We start from the raw sequence: 16,338 nt of genomic DNA on the forward strand, positions 1-16,338 counted from the left end.
CCTGCCGATCACACATTCAGCCCCTGAATAAAAGCCGCCTTTTATGGCGGCTTTTACCTTTCACTTAGCGGGATAGATTGACTGTTCAGGTCTGCCGCGGTGATCCCAGCGGCTGACGAATAGCCATAACAGCGCCGTCGCAAACCAGCCAATGATCCACGAGACATCATTGCCGGCAAAAATCCAGGTCAGCGAGCCATGGTGCAGCGGATTATCAATAAACGGCAGTTGCACCAGCACTCCCAGGAAATAGACGATGATACCGGCCAGATTCCAGCGTCCATAGCGTCCATCCGGCTGAGACAACGCAGGGACATCAACCCTGCCTTTGGTGATCAGATAGAAATCGGTCAGGCTGATCGCGCTCCAGGGCACAAAGAAAGCCAGCAGGAAGAGCAGGAAGTGGGTGAAGGATTTCAGGAAGGCCGGTTCGCTGAGCAGAGCAATGACGCAGGCCAGCGCCACCATCAGCACCACAAACAGAATGCGTGCGCCCCGACTCAGCGTGGTTTGCTGCCGGAAACCAGACACGATGGTCGTCAGTGACATAAAACTGCCGTACGCATTCAGCGTGGTAAAGGTGATTTTCCCAAAGCAAATTGCGAAATACATCACCATTGCCATGGTCGCCGTGCTGCCCATGCTCACGATGTAACCCACCTCATTACCTGCAAACGCACTGCCGGCAATAGCCGCGACGATTACCCCCAGCGTCATTGAAGCCTGCGTGCCAAGCACGGTGCCGAAAAAGACCGCGCTGAACAGTTTCTTTGCAGAGACATCAGCCGGCAGATAGCGCGAATAGTCCGAGACGTAGGGACAGAAGGCAATCTGCCATGACGAAGAAAGGGAGACCGCCAGCATGAAATTCGCGACGGTAAAGTGCTGATTCTGCCAGACGGCGGATAAGTCATGCGCAGAGAACAGAGTGATAAACAGATAAGCAAAGGCTAAAACGCCAATAACGCTCGCCACTTTCCCCAACTGATGGATGACACGATAGCCCAGCACTGCAATGATCACGATGAGGATGCTGAACAGGATCATCCCGGCTGAATTGCTGACATGGATAAGTTTCGCCAGCGCCTGTCCTGCTAACACTGTCCCGCTGGCTGAAAACCCCACATACATCATGCAGACCAGCACCAGCGGAATAACGGCACCAAATACGCCAAACTGCATACGACTGGTGATCATCTGCGGTAAACCCAGGCGCGGTCCCTGGATCGCATGCAAAGACATGATCGCTGCACCCAGAATCTGACCCACCAGTAAGCCAATGAGCGACCATATAACGTCGCCACCCAGCACCACGGCCAGCGCACCCGTGACAATGGCCGTTATCTGCAGGTTGCCCCCAAACCAGAGCGTAAACTGGCTAATGGGATGACCATGGCGTTCGCGCAACGGGATGTAATCAATGGAACGGGTTTCTGACAGGCGCTGTTTTTCTGCGCCTGAATAGTCTGCTACAGATGTTTTGACCGACATAGATTCCTCGCTGAAACAGTAAGAGATGCGTTAACTGGAAAGGTGAAGTGCCCGGCTCAGGGTTGAAGATACATGTCTATACAACCAGCGAGAATGTCATGCGCATCGGCAAGTTACAAGGCAACCTGTCATTGGAAAATATGATGATATCGACAGGCTGACTTTGATGATGATGATCGCCTGGAATGTCAGGCCTGCCAGATTCAGAGAATGCAGAGGCAGACATCCTCTGACAGTTAACCTTCAGCGACTACCCGCTGGCGATGACAGTCGGCCGGATCCAGTTTTAGCCCCGTTGAGGAACAGACCTCCAGGCGCGGCAGCGGCTTGCCTTCTGCATTATCCAGTAGCACCGAGTGCGTCTCGCCCTTCTCAAACAGATAGCGCTCGCCCCACTGGCGCATAGCCACTACCACCGGAAACAGCGCACAGCCTCTGCCAGTCAGGACATATTCGTTGTAGGCACTGCCATCGGAGGCCGGCGCAATTTCAAATACCCCCATCTCCACCAGCTGCTTCAGGCGTGACGCCAGGATATTTTTTGCCAGCCCCAGATTGCGCTGAAAATCACTGAATCGGCGGACGTCATCAAAGGCTTCACGCACGATCATCATGCACCAGCGTTCCCCAATTGATTCCAGGGTTCTGGCAACCGGACATTCACTGGTTCTCAGAGATTCCTGCTTAGCCATGTTTTCTCTCACTTTGCCTGTCTCATAAAGCCAGCTTAGCCAGCCGGAAAAGAAGTTGCAAAAAAAAACCTCTGCTGATAATTATGTTGCAACCCGGTTTCAAATAAAAACCACTCAGGCGCTAACATGACCACAACAACTGGCAAGACGTGTACTTCTGAATCAGATTTGCCGCCCGCTGCGACGTCGGTGCTTACGCACCGGATGATCGTTTTGTTCTCACTTACCTCTGCGCTGGCGGTCGCCAATGTTTACTCGGCGCAGCCATTGCTGGAATCGATAGCCGCCAGCCTGAATGTTTTCCCTGGTACCATTGGCGCAGTGGTGACGGCCACGCAGATCGGTTACGCCATCGGGCTAATCATTCTGGTGCCGCTGGGCGACTGCGTGAATCGCAAAAAATTGGTGGTTATCCAGCTACTGCTTTCCGTGCTGGCATTAACCGCCGCGGCCTTCGCGCCCGATCTGACGACGCTGCTGAGCGCGATGCTGCTGGTAGGGTTGATGGCGGTGGTCGCGCAGCTGATGGTGGCCTGGGCCGCCATGCTGGCATCGCCAGAACAGCGCGGGCGGGTGGTCGGCAGCGTGACCAGCGGCATCGTGATCGGCATTCTGCTGGCGCGCTTTGTTTCCGGGATGATTGCCGATCTGGTGGGCTGGCGGGCGGTCTTTCTGACGGCCGCCTGTCTGTTGCTGCTAATCTCGCTGGTACTCGTAAAAGTGCTGCCCGCCACAACCGGCCAGACGCAGCGCACCGCTTACCCGCTGCTGTTACTGTCGGTTTTGCGGCTATTCCGTACAGAACCCCAACTGCGCAAACGTGGCATCCTGGCGCTGCTGATTTTCACGGCCTTCAGTATGCTCTGGTCCTCGATGGTGTTGCCGCTGACCACCCTGTCACTGTCACACACTCAGACCGGGATGTTCGGACTGGCGGGCCTGGCCGGTGCGCTGGCGGCCAGCAGAGCAGGCGCATGGGCTGACCGGGGACGGGGCCAGCGCGCCACCGGCTTAGCCCTGGTGCTGCTGACACTCTCCTGGCTGCCGATAGCCGCGCTTCAGAGCTCAATCCTGCTGCTGGCTTTCGGGGTTATCCTGCTCGATTTTGCTGTTCAGACAGTGCACGTGATTAATCAGAGCCTGCTCGTCACTGCTCGCCCTGAAGCGGCCAGTCGTCTGGTCGGTGCGTACATGTGCTTTTACTCGCTGGGCAGTGCGCTGGGAGCCATTGCGGCGACACGGCTTTACGCGCACTGGGGATGGCAGGCCGTCTGTTGTGCCGGGGCAGCCGTCAGTGCCTCTGCCTTTCTTTGCTGGTATGGAGCACGTCAATCATGAAATTATCGCATCTGCTACTCGCCGTGCTGATCACCGCCATCTGGGGCGTTAACTTTTCCGTTATCAAACTCGGGCTGCATGCGGTCGATCCCTTTATCCTGGCGGGCATCCGCTTTACGCTCTGCGCCCTGCCCGCGCTGTTCTTTATCAGGAAACCGGACGTGCCGTGGCGCTACCTGATCAGCTATGGCCTGGTCTTCGGAATCGGTCTGTGGGGACTGGTGAATCTGGGGATTAAAACCGGGCTGTCGGCGGGCATCGCCTCGCTGCTGTTACAGTTCAGCGCCTTTTTCACCCTGCTGCTGGGTGGCTGGGTATTCAGAGAGCGCCTCAGCCGCTATCAGATTGCCGGATGTCTGCTGGCCTGCGCCGGTCTGCTGAGCATTTTCTTTATTACCGATGGCTCGGTTACGTTCTCCGGCATGCTGCTGGTGCTGGCAGGCGCAATCGCCTGGAGCATTGCTAACATCATCAACAAGAAAGCGGCGACCCGGCAGGTGTTTGCGTTTCTGGTCTGGTCGAGCGCCTTTGCACCCATCCCGCTCTTTCTGCTGGACGGACTGGTCAATGGCAGCGCGGGCTATCATGCGCTGTTCACGCAGCTGGATATGAAAGCGGTGTTATCAATACTGTTTCAGGTCTATCCCAACACCCTGCTGGGCTACTGGGTGTGGAACTGGCTGCTGAAACAGTATCCGGTCTCCACTGTGGCACCACTGTCGCTGCTGGTACCGGTGTTCGGCATTCTGGGCTCAGTGGCGATATTTGGCGAAACGGTTTCAGCTCAGAAAATCGTCGCGCTGATGCTGATCGTCGCCGGGCTGGCAGTGGGACTTTATGGGCAGCGGATCGTGCGCTTTATCGGCGTGCGAACCGGCTGACACGGAGATGATTATTCCCCGTGCCGCTGGCAGAACGCGTCGATGTCGCCGTGCTGAAAGTCGGGCAGATGCGCGAGCAGTTTCTCCAGTGGCCAGTTCCACCAGGCAATGCGCTGCAGGCGGGCGGCAATCGCGGGCGTAAACCGGACCCGCAACGGCCGCGCCGGAACACCGCCCACCACGCTGTAGGGCGCAACGTGTTTGGTTACGACTGCGCCCGCGGCCAGCACTGCACCATCGCCGATAGTGACGCCGGGCAGCACAATCACGCCGTGCCCGATCCAGACATCATTGCCTATCACCACCCGATCGGCGCGGCGGGCCGCAAAGAAGCCCTGATCGCGCTGCACGCCGGGATGGTAATACTCCGGGCAGTAGGTAAAGCGATGCTGCGAAGCGCGGTCCATTGGATGATTCGGCGCACCGATACGCACCTGGTTGGCAATGGCGCAGAAACGCCCCACCTGGGTGTCGGCCAGGCAGCAGTGCTCACCGACATAGGAGAAGTCACCCAGCTCGCTGTATTCCAGCACGCTGTGCGCCAGGATCTCGCACTGCTGACCCACAGTGGTTTCCCGCATCCATACACTTTCATCAATCCAGGTGTGCATTAATCGGGCAGGCATAACGGCGGAAATGGACATATTACTCCCTGTCAGGATAAGCAGCACCCCGGTGGTGTGTTTGCTGCATCACCTTACCCGCCTTTAATGACAGATAATTGACACAGAAAAAAGGCGGAGTGGTTAGCTCCGCCTTGTTTCAAGTTCCGGTTAACCTGCGTGACCGGTCAGTTGCATAAGGGCAACGATGATCTGCAAGATGACCCGGATAAGATCCAGTATCAGCTTAGTCAGTTCCATCACTTTCCTTCTCCTTTTTCAGGAGCGCGCTATTCGGCAACCAGGGCTTTGACTCTACCCGCCGGGTGCCTGAGCACATCTTTGTGGAGAGGGCTGAGCGGCACTCATGGTTAAAGCCACAGGCCAGCACCACCTGATGCCTGCCGGGATTTTTAAAACCGTGCCCCTGGGAGCGGCCAGTCGACAATGAGGCAATGCCCGACACTCAACACATGTATAAACATACAGTATTTTGGCGAAACTTGAAATCCTTAGCCGCACATTTTACAATCCTGTCTGTGGAGAGTGCTGAGCACCTCGTTCGCAGCGCGGTTACCAGCCGGGTAGCGAACAAAAAATAAAGGATTTGGCGCGATGCCAAATCCTTTTTTTATGCCTGTTTTACGGCGATAATCCAATCCGTGCAGAACTTACTTCGCGGCGCTGATACGCCAGATGGTGTTCCCTGCGTCGTCAGCAATCAGCACGCCGCCCTGTTTATCGCTGGCGAGCCCAACCGGCAACCCCCTTACCTGCTTTTCATCGTCCGTCAGGAAGCCCGAAACCACCGTCTGCGGCTGACCCACCGGCTTGCCGTTCTCGAATTTCACCCACACCACTTTGTAACCATTCAGCGGTGTCCGGTTCCAGCTGCCATGCTCACTGATAAACGCACCGCCACGGTACTGCGGCATATTATCACCACCATAGAACAGCAGGCCCAGCGGCGCGACATGCGAACTCAGGGCGTAATCGGGCTTGATCGCCTTCTCAACCAGTTCAGGACGCTGCGGTTCGGCACGGGTATCCACATGCTGACCAAAGTAGCTATAGGGCCAGCCGTAAAAACCTTTATCCTGCACCGAGGTCAGGTAGTCCGGTACCAGATCGGAGCCGATTTCATCACGCTCGTTGACGACCGCCCACAGCTTGCCGCTCTGCGGTTCCCACTGCAAGCCGGTCGGATTGCGCAGACCGCTGGCGTAGATACGGCTGGCACCGCTGGCCGCATCCACTTCCAGTACCGCTGCCCGGCGATACTCTGCGCCAATGCCGTTTTCGGTAACGTTACTGTTGGAGCCGACGCCCACATAGAGCTTGCTGCCGTCGGGGCTGGCTAACAGCGCCTTGGTCCAGTGGTGGTTGATCGGTCCGCCCGGCAGCTCCGTTACCTCTTCAGGAGCAGTACGGATCTCCGTGTCCCCTTCGCGATAGGGGAACTTCACCAGGCTGTCAGCATTCGCCACGTAGAGCGTATTCCCAATCAGCTGAATACCAAACGGCGAGTGCAGATTCTCGATAAAACGATGCTGCTCCCATTTACCATTGACGTTGCGCAGCAGCGTAATGCGGTTGCCGCCTGCGCCGCCCTTACCTGACGCTTTCTGCACGATACCCATAATCAGCTGTTTAGGCCGGGTGGTCGGTTTTGGCGGGCCATTGGATTCCGCGACCAGCACATCATTGTTTGGCAGCACGTAAACCTGACGCGGATGCTGCAGATTCTCAGCAATCTTCTCAATCTTCAGGCCATCAGCCACTTTTGGCATTTCACCGGCTTTCCAGGGCGTGCCTTCCGGCACCTGCATTGGCGGCATAAAGAAATTCTGCGCCTGCGGCAGTTCGGGATTGGGTCCGATCTGCTTTTGCGGATCGACCAGCGCACCATCATCACAGCCTGCCAGCAAAGTGGCCAGGGTCAGCGCGAGCAGCGTTTTATGCGGTATGTTCATGTGGCTCCTCCTTAAGCGCTACGCTGACGTAACGCAAGTTGCACATTCGCCAGCAGCAGCAGCGCTACCACCAGCGTCGAGAGCGTTACGCCCAGTGGGATCACCGCGGCGGCATCACGGCTGTGAATAAATGCATTGACGATAGCGATGATGATGGCCACCAGCCAGAGCCAGAAATGGCCCTTTTCCGCGCTGTCACTGCCGCGAAACAGATAAACCAGTGCAATGAGACGTGGCACGATCGCCAGTATCAGTCCCAGCGCAATCAGCCAGCCTGCGGCATCCGTCCAGAACTGCACAAAGGTCTGCATGTAGAGAATGTCAAACAGCCAGGCCGCCACAAAAAAGCCCAGCGGCACCGGCTCCAGCAGAGCATACAGCGTCACGGCAAACGCCGATCTTCCCAGGGTATTGCGCATGTTTCTCTCCATTTTTAACGTGAATGCGGACCAGGTCAGATGTCGCACTGCTCAGAGCAACCGACCCCGCGTCTGTAAAAGATTAGTAAATCTGAAGAGAACAGAGAGTTTATTTGGGAGGAATTGCAAATCAGGCGGATGACGTCCCTGTCATCGCTGGTCAGTCAGGGCTTATCAGCGGGTAAGGTGACCCAGTAGCCTGGCTGGTAAGGCAGTGGCAGGAATTTCTCGTGGAACGCGCGGAAGGTGGCATCCGGATCGACATCGGCAAACAGGTCGGGATGCAGCCATTTCGCCAGCGCCTGAATCGCCACAAACTGGTACGGGCTATCGTAGAACTGATGCCAGATGGCGTGGACGTTGCCGCTATGCGCCACCGGCAGGGTTTTAAAAGCATCGCGCATCATCAGTGCCTTAAGACGCGCCGTCGCGTCGGTGACGTTTGCACCCGGACCGACGCCGACCCATTTGCCCACGGTGTTGTAGTTCTTCCAGTTTGCGCCGGTCACCACCACCACATCCGGCTGGCTGGCGATAATCTGCTCCGGATTAACCGTGCCGAAGGTGCCAGGGATCAGGTCTTTCGCGATGTTGCGACCGCCTGCTATCTCCACCATCTGACCAAAGTTCTCATTGCCGAATGACATGCAGCATTCGTCGCTATAGCCGCCTGCGCGGTCGATCATCACTTTCGGACGATAGCCGGTGAAGTTCTTCAGCCGCGAGGTGACAAGGTCAATCTGCTGCTGGCGGAAGGTGATGATCTCCTGCGCACGCGCCGGTTTGTTTACCAGTTCGCCCATGATGCGGATACTTTTCTCCGCGTTCACCATCGGCGCTTCACGGAAATCGATAAACACCACCGGTACGCCAACGGCCTGCAGTTTTTCAATCAGCTTGCCTTCATCGGTCGCCGCTTTCGACTCCAGATTCATCAGCACCAGATCGGGTTTCAGGGTCAGCGCCTGCTCGACGTTGAAGGTGCCATCTTTCGCGCCGCCGAAGGTCGGTAATTTTTTAATTTCCGGATAACGCCTCTCGTAGGCCTGATAACCGTCCCAGTCCGCCTTGTGAAGGTCATCACGCCAGCCAATCACCCGCGTGAACGGGGCGTCGCTATCAAATGCGGCCAGCAGATAGATCTGACGGCCCTCACCCAGAATGATGCGCTTTGCCTCCTGCGGCACCTCGACCTGACGGCCTGCGACATCGGTGATCATTTTGGCCGAAGCCGTTCCTGCCAGCGTGAGCAGCCCCAGCGCTAAAAACCATTTTTTCATTATGAAAACCCGCACAAATGATAATGAGAACTATTAATGTAAAGCGGCGTTACTATCACCTAAAACAGCGTTCAGGGGAAGTCGTGGGGTTAAATGTTTTTTGCGGCGAGGTTACAGCGACCTTACGGCTTAAACCAAACCGCGCATTATTCGCCCGGTGACGTTAACAGGCAAAACTCAGCGCCGGAAAGAGAAAATTCAGCCTGCCTGGGACACAAAAAAGCTAAAGTGGCTGCATGACGGTTAACTTTATCTTCAGGATGATGAAGCAGAGGGAATTCATCAATTAACGAGTGTCAAAAATCGTCCTGGGAAGCGTTAACGGATCAGGTTGACTGATGCAGAAGCACTGGCTCCGCTCAGTGCTTAAGACTGCACCATCAGAGATCCGTTTGTTGGTTTACATTTTGGCTCACAGAGCTCGCTGAGGGCAGCAGATACCTGATCGATTTTCTGCTGCCAGATACACCCGTTAAGGCCGTGCTGCTGTACCATCCGGCAAGCGCGCATTGGTCCATTTCGGTAAATCACCTTGTACCGGATATTTCGCTGCTTCTTTTAAATTAATATCAACTCCCAGCCCCGGTCGTTCACTGAGATAAGCGTAGCCGCGATCGATTTCCGGGCATCCTGGGAACACCTCCATTAGCGCGTCATTAACTGGCGTATATTCCTGAACACCCAGATTTGTGATGCTTAAATCAATGTGTAAATTAGCTGCCACCCCAATCGGTGAAATATCCCCAGGGCCATGCCAGGCTGTTTTTACACCGTAAAGTTCAGCAAAAGTCGCTAACTTTTTCGCAGGCGTGATCCCGCCGATTGTACTGACGTGACAGCGAATGTAATCGATAAAATGATTCTGAATCAGCGGTTTCCACTCGTTAATCTGGGTAAAGAGCTCTCCCATCGCAATCGGCGTGCTGCTTTGCGCACGCATTTTATCCAGCCAGTCGATGTTCTCAGGCGCAACCGGATCTTCAAGAAAGAATAACTGATAAGGTTCCAGCGTTTTTGCCATCTGAATCGCAGCAATTGGCGCGATTCGTTCATGCACATCATGGATAAACTCAACGCCGAAGCCGAGTTTATTACGCAGATGATCAAACAGGCGCGGCACCGCCCGCGCATAGGCATCGGGATCGAAATACACGCCGTGCGTTTGGCTGCGCGGCGAAACCTTGGGCTGAATGTTACGTGCCTTTGCCAGCTTGCCCGCAATTAAGCGCAGATCGTCAGTGCCTGCTCCACCATACATGCCGACCTGACAACGTACGTATTGATAGCCCTCTTCCATGCGTGCACGAATGTTGTCCTCCACTTCCACTTCATCAGCGCCATCACAGTGACGGTACAGCGCCACGCCATCACGACATTTTCCACCGAGCAGTTCATAAACCGGCAAACCGGCCACTTTGCCCTTCAGATCCCACAACGCCATATCCATGCCAGAAAGCGCATTGTTCATCACCGGACCGTTACGCCAGTAACCGCTTACCGCAGCCGACTGCCAGATATCCTCTATACGCGCGGGATCTTTGCCCAGCAAAAAAGGTTTTATGTAGTTGTCAATTGCCGCTGCTACGGCGTGTATACGCTGGGTAAACGTGGCGCAGCCCAGACCGTATAAACCTGGCTCGTTGGTTTCTATTTTGACGACGACTAAATCAATGCCGCCAGGTGCAGTCAGTATGGTTTGAACGTTGGTAATCTTCAGCTGGCTCATAATACTCCTGAATATCTTGTAAGATGTCCTACATGCAAGGTGTTTAAAAAAGTCTGCACGGGATTTCTGTGAAATCAGTCGTGACGTACATCCTGAATGGCACGCACGTTGTGCGCCATGGCGCTATTTAACGTTTCTGTCGCCAGCGTAGCATCCCGATTTTTCAACGCCATATAGACCTTGATGTGAGCCTCGATACTTTCCAGCGTAATGCCCAGAACCCGGTTAAGCTCTTCCAGATAATGAATGTAAATGCCCTTCAGCGACTGCATCACATGAATAAAGATCGAATTATGCGAAGCCTTCACAATCGCCAGGTGAAAGTCATAATCTGCCAGTGAATACTTTTTGTAATCATCCTTATTCACCAGCATGCGGTTAAGCGCTGTTTCCAGCTCGTTAAGATCGTCATCATTCGCGTTTTTCACCGCAAGTTCCATACAGCAAAACTCCACGGTCTGGCGGAAAACACGCATATGGTCAAACTCTTCCTGTGAAAGATGCAGAATCGGCTGGTTATCGTTGAAAGTGTCGTAACGCGCCACATTACGCGTAACGTAAGTGCCTTTTCCATGATGCGTGACCACCACGCCAAGATCGCGCAGTTTTTGAACTGCACTTCTTACACTGACACGGCTAACCTGGAAAGTGGCCGTCAGGGCGGGTTCTGAAGGCAATTTGCAGCCGGGCTCCCAGATACCCTCCTGAATGTTTTTCTTCATCTGCTCGTAGATCACATCCACGATGTTATTTTTTTGTACACTTTCTAACGTCATAACATCAACCCACTTGTCCTACATGTCTGGATTTGTAACCCCGATTATAAACCAGTACAAGATAAATTTTGCGCTATTGGCGTCTTTCTGAAAAATAACAAATCACCATTTTTCCCGGTTAATGAGAGAGTTAGGTTAAATACTTGCTGCGAAATCGTAAAACAGTGAACTGAATTTTTGTGAAGCGCTTTGCATTTCGCCTTAAGGAGAATTGCTGCTTACGCTTACCTCAAGTACAACAATTACTATTAACTTGTTAGTCATGCTACATGGAGATTTATAATGAGCACTCTTTTCGACCTTAGCGGTAAAACCGCGTTGATTACCGGATCGACGCGCGGCCTGGGTTTTGCTTACGCCAGCGGTTTGGCTGAAGCCGGTGCCAGCGTCATCCTGAATGGCACCAGCCAGCAGCATATGGATGCCGCACTGAGCCAATTGCACTCCAGAGGCTATAACGCTTCCGGCTTTATTTTTAATGTTGCGAAAGAAGACGATATTGAGCAGGTGTTCAGCCAGCTCGATCAAGCCAACATTCACGTTGATATTGTTATCAACAACGCCGGCATTCAGTTTCGCCAGCCAATGCTCGATCTGGCATTAAGTGACTGGCAGCGCGTGCTGGACGTGAATCTCACCAGCGCTTTTCTGGTGGCGCGAGCCGCGGCAAGACGCATGGTCTCACGCAACAGTGGCGGCAAAATCATCAACATCGGTTCGTTAACCAGCGAAGCCGCGCGCCCGACGGTTGCGCCTTATACCGCGGCTAAAGGCGGGATTAAGCTGCTCACCAAATCTATGGCCGCCGAGTGGGCCGTGCACAACATCCAGACTAACGGCATTGGTCCGGGCTATATCCTCACCGACATGAACGCCGCGCTGGTGGATAACAAAGAGTTTAATCAGTGGGTTTGCAACAGCAATCCATCAGGCCGCTGGGGCAAACCCGAAGAACTGATCGGCACCGCCCTTTATCTGGCGTCCTCCGCCTCAAATTACGTTAATGGCCAGATGATCTATGTGGACGGCGGCTGGCTCGCGACGCTGTAACGCGCTACCCGCCGCATCAAAACGCACCTGTACCCTACTGACAAAAAATAAAAGAGGTCAGAACCATGAATCAGACCGTTGCAGGGACATTACCGACCAGCAGATGGCGTCGATTGATCCCCATCGCCTTTATCACCTACAGCCTGGCATATCTTGATCGCGCGAATTATGGCTTCGGCGCGGCAGCAGGATTAGCCGAAGATCTGCACATCACGCCCGCGATTTCATCGCTGCTCGGGGCGCTGTTTTTTCTCGGCTACTTCTGCTTTCAGGTGCCGGGCGGTATTTACGCTGAAAAGCATTCGGCTAAGCGACTGATTTTCTTGAGCCTGATACTTTGGGGTGCGCTGGCTGCGGTAACCGGCATGGTGCACAACGTGGCGCTGCTCGCCGCGATTCGTTTCCTGCTCGGCGTTGCTGAAAGCGTGGTGATGCCGGCGATGCTAATCTTCCTCAGCCACTGGTTCACGCGTGCCGAGCGTTCTAAAGCCAATACCTTCCTGTTTCTCGGCAATCCCATCACCGTGCTGTGGATGTCGATTCTTTCCGGCTATCTGGTGAATTCATTTGGCTGGCGCGGGATGTTCATTATTGAAGGTGTGCCGGCCATTCTCTGGGCGTTTATCTGGTGGGCGATTTATGCGGATCGGCCGAAAGATGCCAAATGGTTGAGCGAAGCAGAAAAACGCGCGGTGGAAAATGCCCTGGCAGCTGAACAGCAGGCAATTAAACCCGTCAAAAATTACCGTGAAGCCTTCCGCTTATCCAAAGTACTTTCGCTGGCATTTATTCACTTCTTCTGGAACATCGGCATGTACGGTTTCATCATGTGGCTGCCGTCAATCCTCAAAACCGCCTCGGGACTGAGCATCGTCGCCACCGGCTGGCTCTCAGCGGCACCCTATCTCCTCGCCGTCCCGCTAATGCTTGGCGTCTCCTGGTTTTCAGACAAATATCAGCAGCGTAAAGCCATTGTGGTGACGTTTCTCGGCCTTGGTGCACTTTGTTTTATTGGATCATTCTCGTTGGGTGCCTCGCACTTCTGGATTTCCTACACGCTGTTGGTGATCGCTGGGGGTGCGATGTATACGCCTTACGGCCCATTCTTCGCCGCAATACCCGAAATGATCCCGCGCAATGTGGTGGCAGGAGCAATGTCCTTCGTCGTCTGTTTCGGGGCGCTGGGATCTTTCGTTGGCGCATGGATTGTCGGTTACCTCAATGGCCTGACCAGTAGCCCAATGACGTCCTATGTGTTCATGGGCGGATCGCTGGTCGTCGCTGTTTTGCTCGCCCTGTTGACGACGTTCAGCAGCCATTCCGCAGCATTGACGAAAACTTCAAATGCTTACTGAAACAGGCTCATCCATGACCACTCAACCGACCCGAACGCGCTTCTCCGTGCTGACCATGTTGTTTATAGTCACCGCGATTAACTACATGGATCGCGCAAACCTTTCCGTTGCAGGCTCTCACATTCAGGGCGAGTTCGCCCTGTCAGCCACTCAGCTTGGCCTGCTGTTCTCGATGTTTACCTGGTTCTACGCCATGAGTCAGATTCCGGTCGGCTATTTGCTTGACCGAATCGGCTCGCGCTGGTTGTACGGTAGTGCCATCGTGTTGTGGAGCATCTTCACGCTGCTGATGGGTTTTGCCTCGCATAACCTGTTCACCACGGCTTCCGCATCTTTCGTGATGTTACTGGTGTGTCGCGCACTCGTTGGCGTAGCTGAAGCGCCTTCTTTTCCCTCCAATACCAAAATTATCGCCACCTGGTTTCCTGATCATGAACGTGCGCGTGCTACCGCAACCTATTCCAGTGCGCAATACATCGGCCTGGCACTGCTCACGCCCGCGCTGTCGTTTATCGTCAGCAAATGGGGTTGGGAGATGTCTTTCTATCTGTCTGGCGCGACAGGCATCATTTTCGGTATTTACTGGTTGTTCACCTATCGTGATCCACAGCACAGCTCGTCGGTGAATAAGGCCGAGCTGGAAATCATTTGCCAGGGGGGCGGTTACGGTTCCGCGCTGCAAAACACGCATAGCCGGGTTAACTGGCAGTCGGTGCGCTATATCCTGCGCCAGCACACGACATGGGGCTTGTTTATCGCGCAGTTCGCGGCCTCGTCGACGCTCTATTTCTTTCTGACCTGGTTCATCGTCTATCTGGAAAAAGGCTTGCACCTGTCGATCGATAAAGCGGGCATCGGCGCAATGTTTCCCTATCTGATGGCAATGGCTGGCGTGCTGTGTGGTGGCACCTTAAGTGACATGCTGCTTAAGCGTGGCCGCAGCCGCACATTTGCACGCAAATTGCCGGTGATGGCCGGTATGCTGCTGACCTGCTCGATTGGGCTGGTCAATTTCTTCCAGGATCAGCCGGTGATCGCTATCGGCATTCTCTCTATCGCGTTCTTTGCCAATGCCTTCTCTAATCTGGGCTGGGTGGTATGCAGCGATGTGATACCACGGCACCTTATCGGCACCATCGGCGGCTTTTTGAATATCTTTGGCAACCTTTCCGGTATTGCCAGCCCGATTATCATCGGCGTGATCCTGCAACGCACACAGAACTTCCAGTACGCAATGTGGTACATCGCCGCCGTGGCGCTGGCGGGTTTTTTCGCCTACCTGTTCCTGGTCGGTAAGATTGAGTTGATAACCCCGCCGGGAGACGAACAAAACAGCAACGAAGCCAATAATTTCAATACTCCATCAAATGTACGGGGATAAGTTATGCAGCAGAAAACAGTAGAAGCAGTCATGGTCAAAGGCGCGCACGATGTTGGCGTGGAGGCGCAGATTATTAGCTGGGATGATGAGCAAGTGCTGGTGCGCGTCGAGCGCGGCGGGATCTGCGGTTCAGACATCCACTATTTTCAGCACGGTAAAGCCGGGATGTCAGTACTGAAATCTCCGATGGTGTTGGGACATGAATTTGTCGGCATAGTCGAGCAAGCCCCACCCGGCAGCAATCTTCGCCCTGGCCAACGTGTCGCCATCAATCCGTCACAACCCTGCCAGCAATGCGAGATTTGCCGCAGCGGCAAACAAAACCTTTGCCGCTCAATGCGATTTATGGGCAGCGCCCAATTCTTCCCGCATGTTAACGGCGGTTTCGCGCAGCAAGTCGTTGTCAGCCCGGAACAATGTGTACCCTACGCGGACCAGGCTGATTCAAAGGTTATCGCTTTTGCTGAGCCGCTCGCCGTCTGCATCCACGCCGTAAAGCAAGCCGGTGACCTGACCGGAAAACGTGTTCTGGTGACCGGTGCAGGACCTATCGGTTGCCTGGTTATTGCAGCGGCTCTCGCTTCCGGCGCAACCGAAGTGATCGCCACCGATATCAGTGAGCGTTGCCGCGAACTGGCAGTCAGGATGGGCGCCATATCTGCCCATGACCCTCGTGATGAACAGACCACGGAAGGCTGGACTGCCGGGGGTGGCATTTTTGACGTCTGTTTCGAAGCATCAGGGGCAGCGACAGCCGTAGCCTCTGTTGTCTCATATACACGTCCCGGAGGGATAATCGTGCAACTGGGCATGGGTGCCGCTGCAGTGACGTACCCGATAGGGGCATTGCTGGTTAAGGAGATTCAGCTGCGCGGTTCATTTCGCTTCGTTGATGAATTCAGCACAGCCGTCAGCTGGCTGGGTAACGGCAAAATTAATCCGCTGCCATTACTCTCTGCCGAAGTGGATATGCATGACGCCAGCGCTGCACTGGAACTGGCCTCAGATAAAGAAAAAGCGGCGAAGGTTCAGCTGGTTTTCTGATATCGGTTCTGGTTAAAAGAACCATTGCCGGATACATCACGAGGCCCGTCACACTGAGCAGGGTCGGGCCACGGTGACTTAGCTTTCTGCTCTGGTCAGGGCAGTGACAACCGGTTCAATCTGCTCACGCCTGACGCTGGTCTCCGATCGGGGTGGCGCATTGCGGCCTGACTCAGGCTTCAGCGCCATCCTCTCGTCAGCACGGTAAAGGCTACCCTTTGTTACAGGCACTGCAATGGCGCCTGCATATCTGTTGCACAGCAGACAGGTTTTTACTGCCTTTTTCCTCTCAAAACAGCATCAGTTGGTACTGTTAAGTGGTTTGCTGGC

The 16,338-nt window shown here is 54.5% G+C and carries 14 protein-coding genes; 6 read left to right on the forward strand and 8 right to left on the reverse strand.

The genetic code is table 11. From position 1 onward, the window contains the following. Positions 1-60: 60 nt before the first annotated feature. Both QSK07_RS14450 and QSK07_RS14455 read right to left on the reverse strand, forming a co-directional pair. A complete protein-coding gene (locus QSK07_RS14450) occupies positions 61-1,491 on the reverse strand; it encodes a purine-cytosine permease family protein (protein WP_285721799.1) in 1,431 nt (476 codons plus the stop codon). A 236-nt stretch (positions 1,492-1,727) separates the two neighbouring features. Then, positions 1,728-2,183, reverse strand: a complete 456-nt coding sequence (locus QSK07_RS14455; protein WP_285721800.1) for a winged helix-turn-helix transcriptional regulator — start codon at positions 2,181-2,183, stop codon at positions 1,728-1,730. Positions 2,184-2,309: 126 nt separating this feature from the next. Here QSK07_RS14455 and QSK07_RS14460 point away from each other — a divergent pair, with 126 nt between their 5' ends. Both QSK07_RS14460 and QSK07_RS14465 read left to right on the forward strand, forming a co-directional pair. Then, the gene (locus tag QSK07_RS14460; RefSeq protein WP_285721801.1) at positions 2,310-3,521 is read left to right on the forward strand and encodes an MFS transporter; all 1,212 of its coding nucleotides are present in this window, start codon (positions 2,310-2,312) and stop codon (positions 3,519-3,521) included. Continuing rightward, positions 3,518-4,402 carry an EamA family transporter gene (locus QSK07_RS14465; protein WP_098050527.1) on the forward strand — a complete coding sequence of 295 codons (885 nt, stop codon included), beginning with the start codon at positions 3,518-3,520 and terminating at the stop codon, positions 4,400-4,402. The genes QSK07_RS14460 and QSK07_RS14465 overlap by 4 nt, the downstream gene beginning before the upstream one ends. A gap of 11 nt (positions 4,403-4,413) precedes the next feature. Here the strand turns inward: QSK07_RS14465 and QSK07_RS14470 are convergent, their stop codons facing one another. The 6 genes from QSK07_RS14470 to QSK07_RS14495 all read right to left on the reverse strand — a co-directional run bounded on the left by QSK07_RS14470 (position 4,414) and on the right by QSK07_RS14495 (position 11,178). Then, positions 4,414-5,046 carry a DapH/DapD/GlmU-related protein gene (locus QSK07_RS14470; RefSeq protein WP_275219458.1) on the reverse strand — a complete coding sequence of 211 codons (633 nt, stop codon included), beginning with the start codon at positions 5,044-5,046 and terminating at the stop codon, positions 4,414-4,416. Positions 5,047-5,675: 629 nt separating this feature from the next. Continuing rightward, positions 5,676-6,977, reverse strand: coding sequence for a PQQ-dependent sugar dehydrogenase (locus tag QSK07_RS14475; RefSeq protein ID WP_285721802.1), 1,302 nt, complete (start codon positions 6,975-6,977; stop codon positions 5,676-5,678). A gap of 11 nt (positions 6,978-6,988) precedes the next feature. Beyond that, positions 6,989-7,396: a DUF2231 domain-containing protein gene (locus tag QSK07_RS14480; protein ID WP_013357848.1), complete on the reverse strand. Its 408-nt coding sequence runs from the start codon at positions 7,394-7,396 to the stop codon at positions 6,989-6,991. Between the two features lie 164 nt (positions 7,397-7,560). Then, the gene (locus QSK07_RS14485) at positions 7,561-8,676 is read right to left on the reverse strand and encodes an ABC transporter substrate-binding protein (RefSeq protein WP_285721803.1); all 1,116 of its coding nucleotides are present in this window, start codon (positions 8,674-8,676) and stop codon (positions 7,561-7,563) included. 472 nt (positions 8,677-9,148) lie between these two features. Next, complete coding sequence (locus QSK07_RS14490) at positions 9,149-10,402, reverse strand: enolase C-terminal domain-like protein (RefSeq protein ID WP_285721804.1); 1,254 nt, start codon at positions 10,400-10,402, stop codon at positions 9,149-9,151. 74 nt (positions 10,403-10,476) lie between these two features. Then, positions 10,477-11,178, reverse strand: a complete 702-nt coding sequence (locus QSK07_RS14495; protein ID WP_275219462.1) for a FadR/GntR family transcriptional regulator — start codon at positions 11,176-11,178, stop codon at positions 10,477-10,479. A 282-nt stretch (positions 11,179-11,460) separates the two neighbouring features. On the opposite strand from QSK07_RS14495, the gene QSK07_RS14500 reads away from it, so the two are divergent. From QSK07_RS14500 to idnD, 4 genes are all read left to right on the forward strand, one after another. Further along, positions 11,461-12,228 carry an SDR family oxidoreductase gene (locus tag QSK07_RS14500; RefSeq protein WP_285721805.1) on the forward strand — a complete coding sequence of 256 codons (768 nt, stop codon included), beginning with the start codon at positions 11,461-11,463 and terminating at the stop codon, positions 12,226-12,228. Positions 12,229-12,293: 65 nt separating this feature from the next. After that, positions 12,294-13,583, forward strand: coding sequence for an MFS transporter (locus QSK07_RS14505; RefSeq protein ID WP_285721806.1), 1,290 nt, complete (start codon positions 12,294-12,296; stop codon positions 13,581-13,583). A gap of 13 nt (positions 13,584-13,596) precedes the next feature. Beyond that, on the forward strand, positions 13,597-14,964 hold the full coding sequence (locus QSK07_RS14510) for an MFS transporter (RefSeq protein ID WP_285721807.1): 1,368 nt from the start codon (positions 13,597-13,599) through the stop codon (positions 14,962-14,964). A 3-nt stretch (positions 14,965-14,967) separates the two neighbouring features. Beyond that, entirely contained in the window at positions 14,968-16,008 is a 1,041-nt protein-coding gene (gene idnD / locus QSK07_RS14515; RefSeq protein ID WP_285721808.1) for an L-idonate 5-dehydrogenase, read from the forward strand. Positions 16,009-16,338 lie beyond the last annotated feature (330 nt).

The sequence above is a fragment of the Pantoea sp. QMID4 genome, assembly GCF_030270445.1.
Lineage (GTDB): Bacteria > Pseudomonadota > Gammaproteobacteria > Enterobacterales > Enterobacteriaceae > Pantoea > Pantoea vagans.

What these genes read in the sequence shown, in the direction of transcription:
- QSK07_RS14450 (WP_285721799.1), bottom strand. Translation starts at nt 1,491, where the DNA reads ATGTCGGTCAAAACATCTGTAGCAGACTATTCAGGCGCAGAAAAACAG.
- QSK07_RS14455 (WP_285721800.1), bottom strand. Translation starts at nt 2,183, where the DNA reads ATGGCTAAGCAGGAATCTCTGAGAACCAGTGAATGTCCGGTTGCCAGA.
- QSK07_RS14460 (WP_285721801.1), top strand. Translation starts at nt 2,310, where the DNA reads ATGACCACAACAACTGGCAAGACGTGTACTTCTGAATCAGATTTGCCG.
- QSK07_RS14465 (WP_098050527.1), top strand. Translation starts at nt 3,518, where the DNA reads ATGAAATTATCGCATCTGCTACTCGCCGTGCTGATCACCGCCATCTGG.
- QSK07_RS14470 (WP_275219458.1), bottom strand. Translation starts at nt 5,046, where the DNA reads ATGTCCATTTCCGCCGTTATGCCTGCCCGATTAATGCACACCTGGATT.
- QSK07_RS14475 (WP_285721802.1), bottom strand. Translation starts at nt 6,977, where the DNA reads ATGAACATACCGCATAAAACGCTGCTCGCGCTGACCCTGGCCACTTTG.
- QSK07_RS14480 (WP_013357848.1), bottom strand. Translation starts at nt 7,396, where the DNA reads ATGCGCAATACCCTGGGAAGATCGGCGTTTGCCGTGACGCTGTATGCT.
- QSK07_RS14485 (WP_285721803.1), bottom strand. Translation starts at nt 8,676, where the DNA reads ATGAAAAAATGGTTTTTAGCGCTGGGGCTGCTCACGCTGGCAGGAACG.
- QSK07_RS14490 (WP_285721804.1), bottom strand. Translation starts at nt 10,402, where the DNA reads ATGAGCCAGCTGAAGATTACCAACGTTCAAACCATACTGACTGCACCT.
- QSK07_RS14495 (WP_275219462.1), bottom strand. Translation starts at nt 11,178, where the DNA reads ATGACGTTAGAAAGTGTACAAAAAAATAACATCGTGGATGTGATCTAC.
- QSK07_RS14500 (WP_285721805.1), top strand. Translation starts at nt 11,461, where the DNA reads ATGAGCACTCTTTTCGACCTTAGCGGTAAAACCGCGTTGATTACCGGA.
- QSK07_RS14505 (WP_285721806.1), top strand. Translation starts at nt 12,294, where the DNA reads ATGAATCAGACCGTTGCAGGGACATTACCGACCAGCAGATGGCGTCGA.
- QSK07_RS14510 (WP_285721807.1), top strand. Translation starts at nt 13,597, where the DNA reads ATGACCACTCAACCGACCCGAACGCGCTTCTCCGTGCTGACCATGTTG.
- idnD (WP_285721808.1), top strand. Translation starts at nt 14,968, where the DNA reads ATGCAGCAGAAAACAGTAGAAGCAGTCATGGTCAAAGGCGCGCACGAT.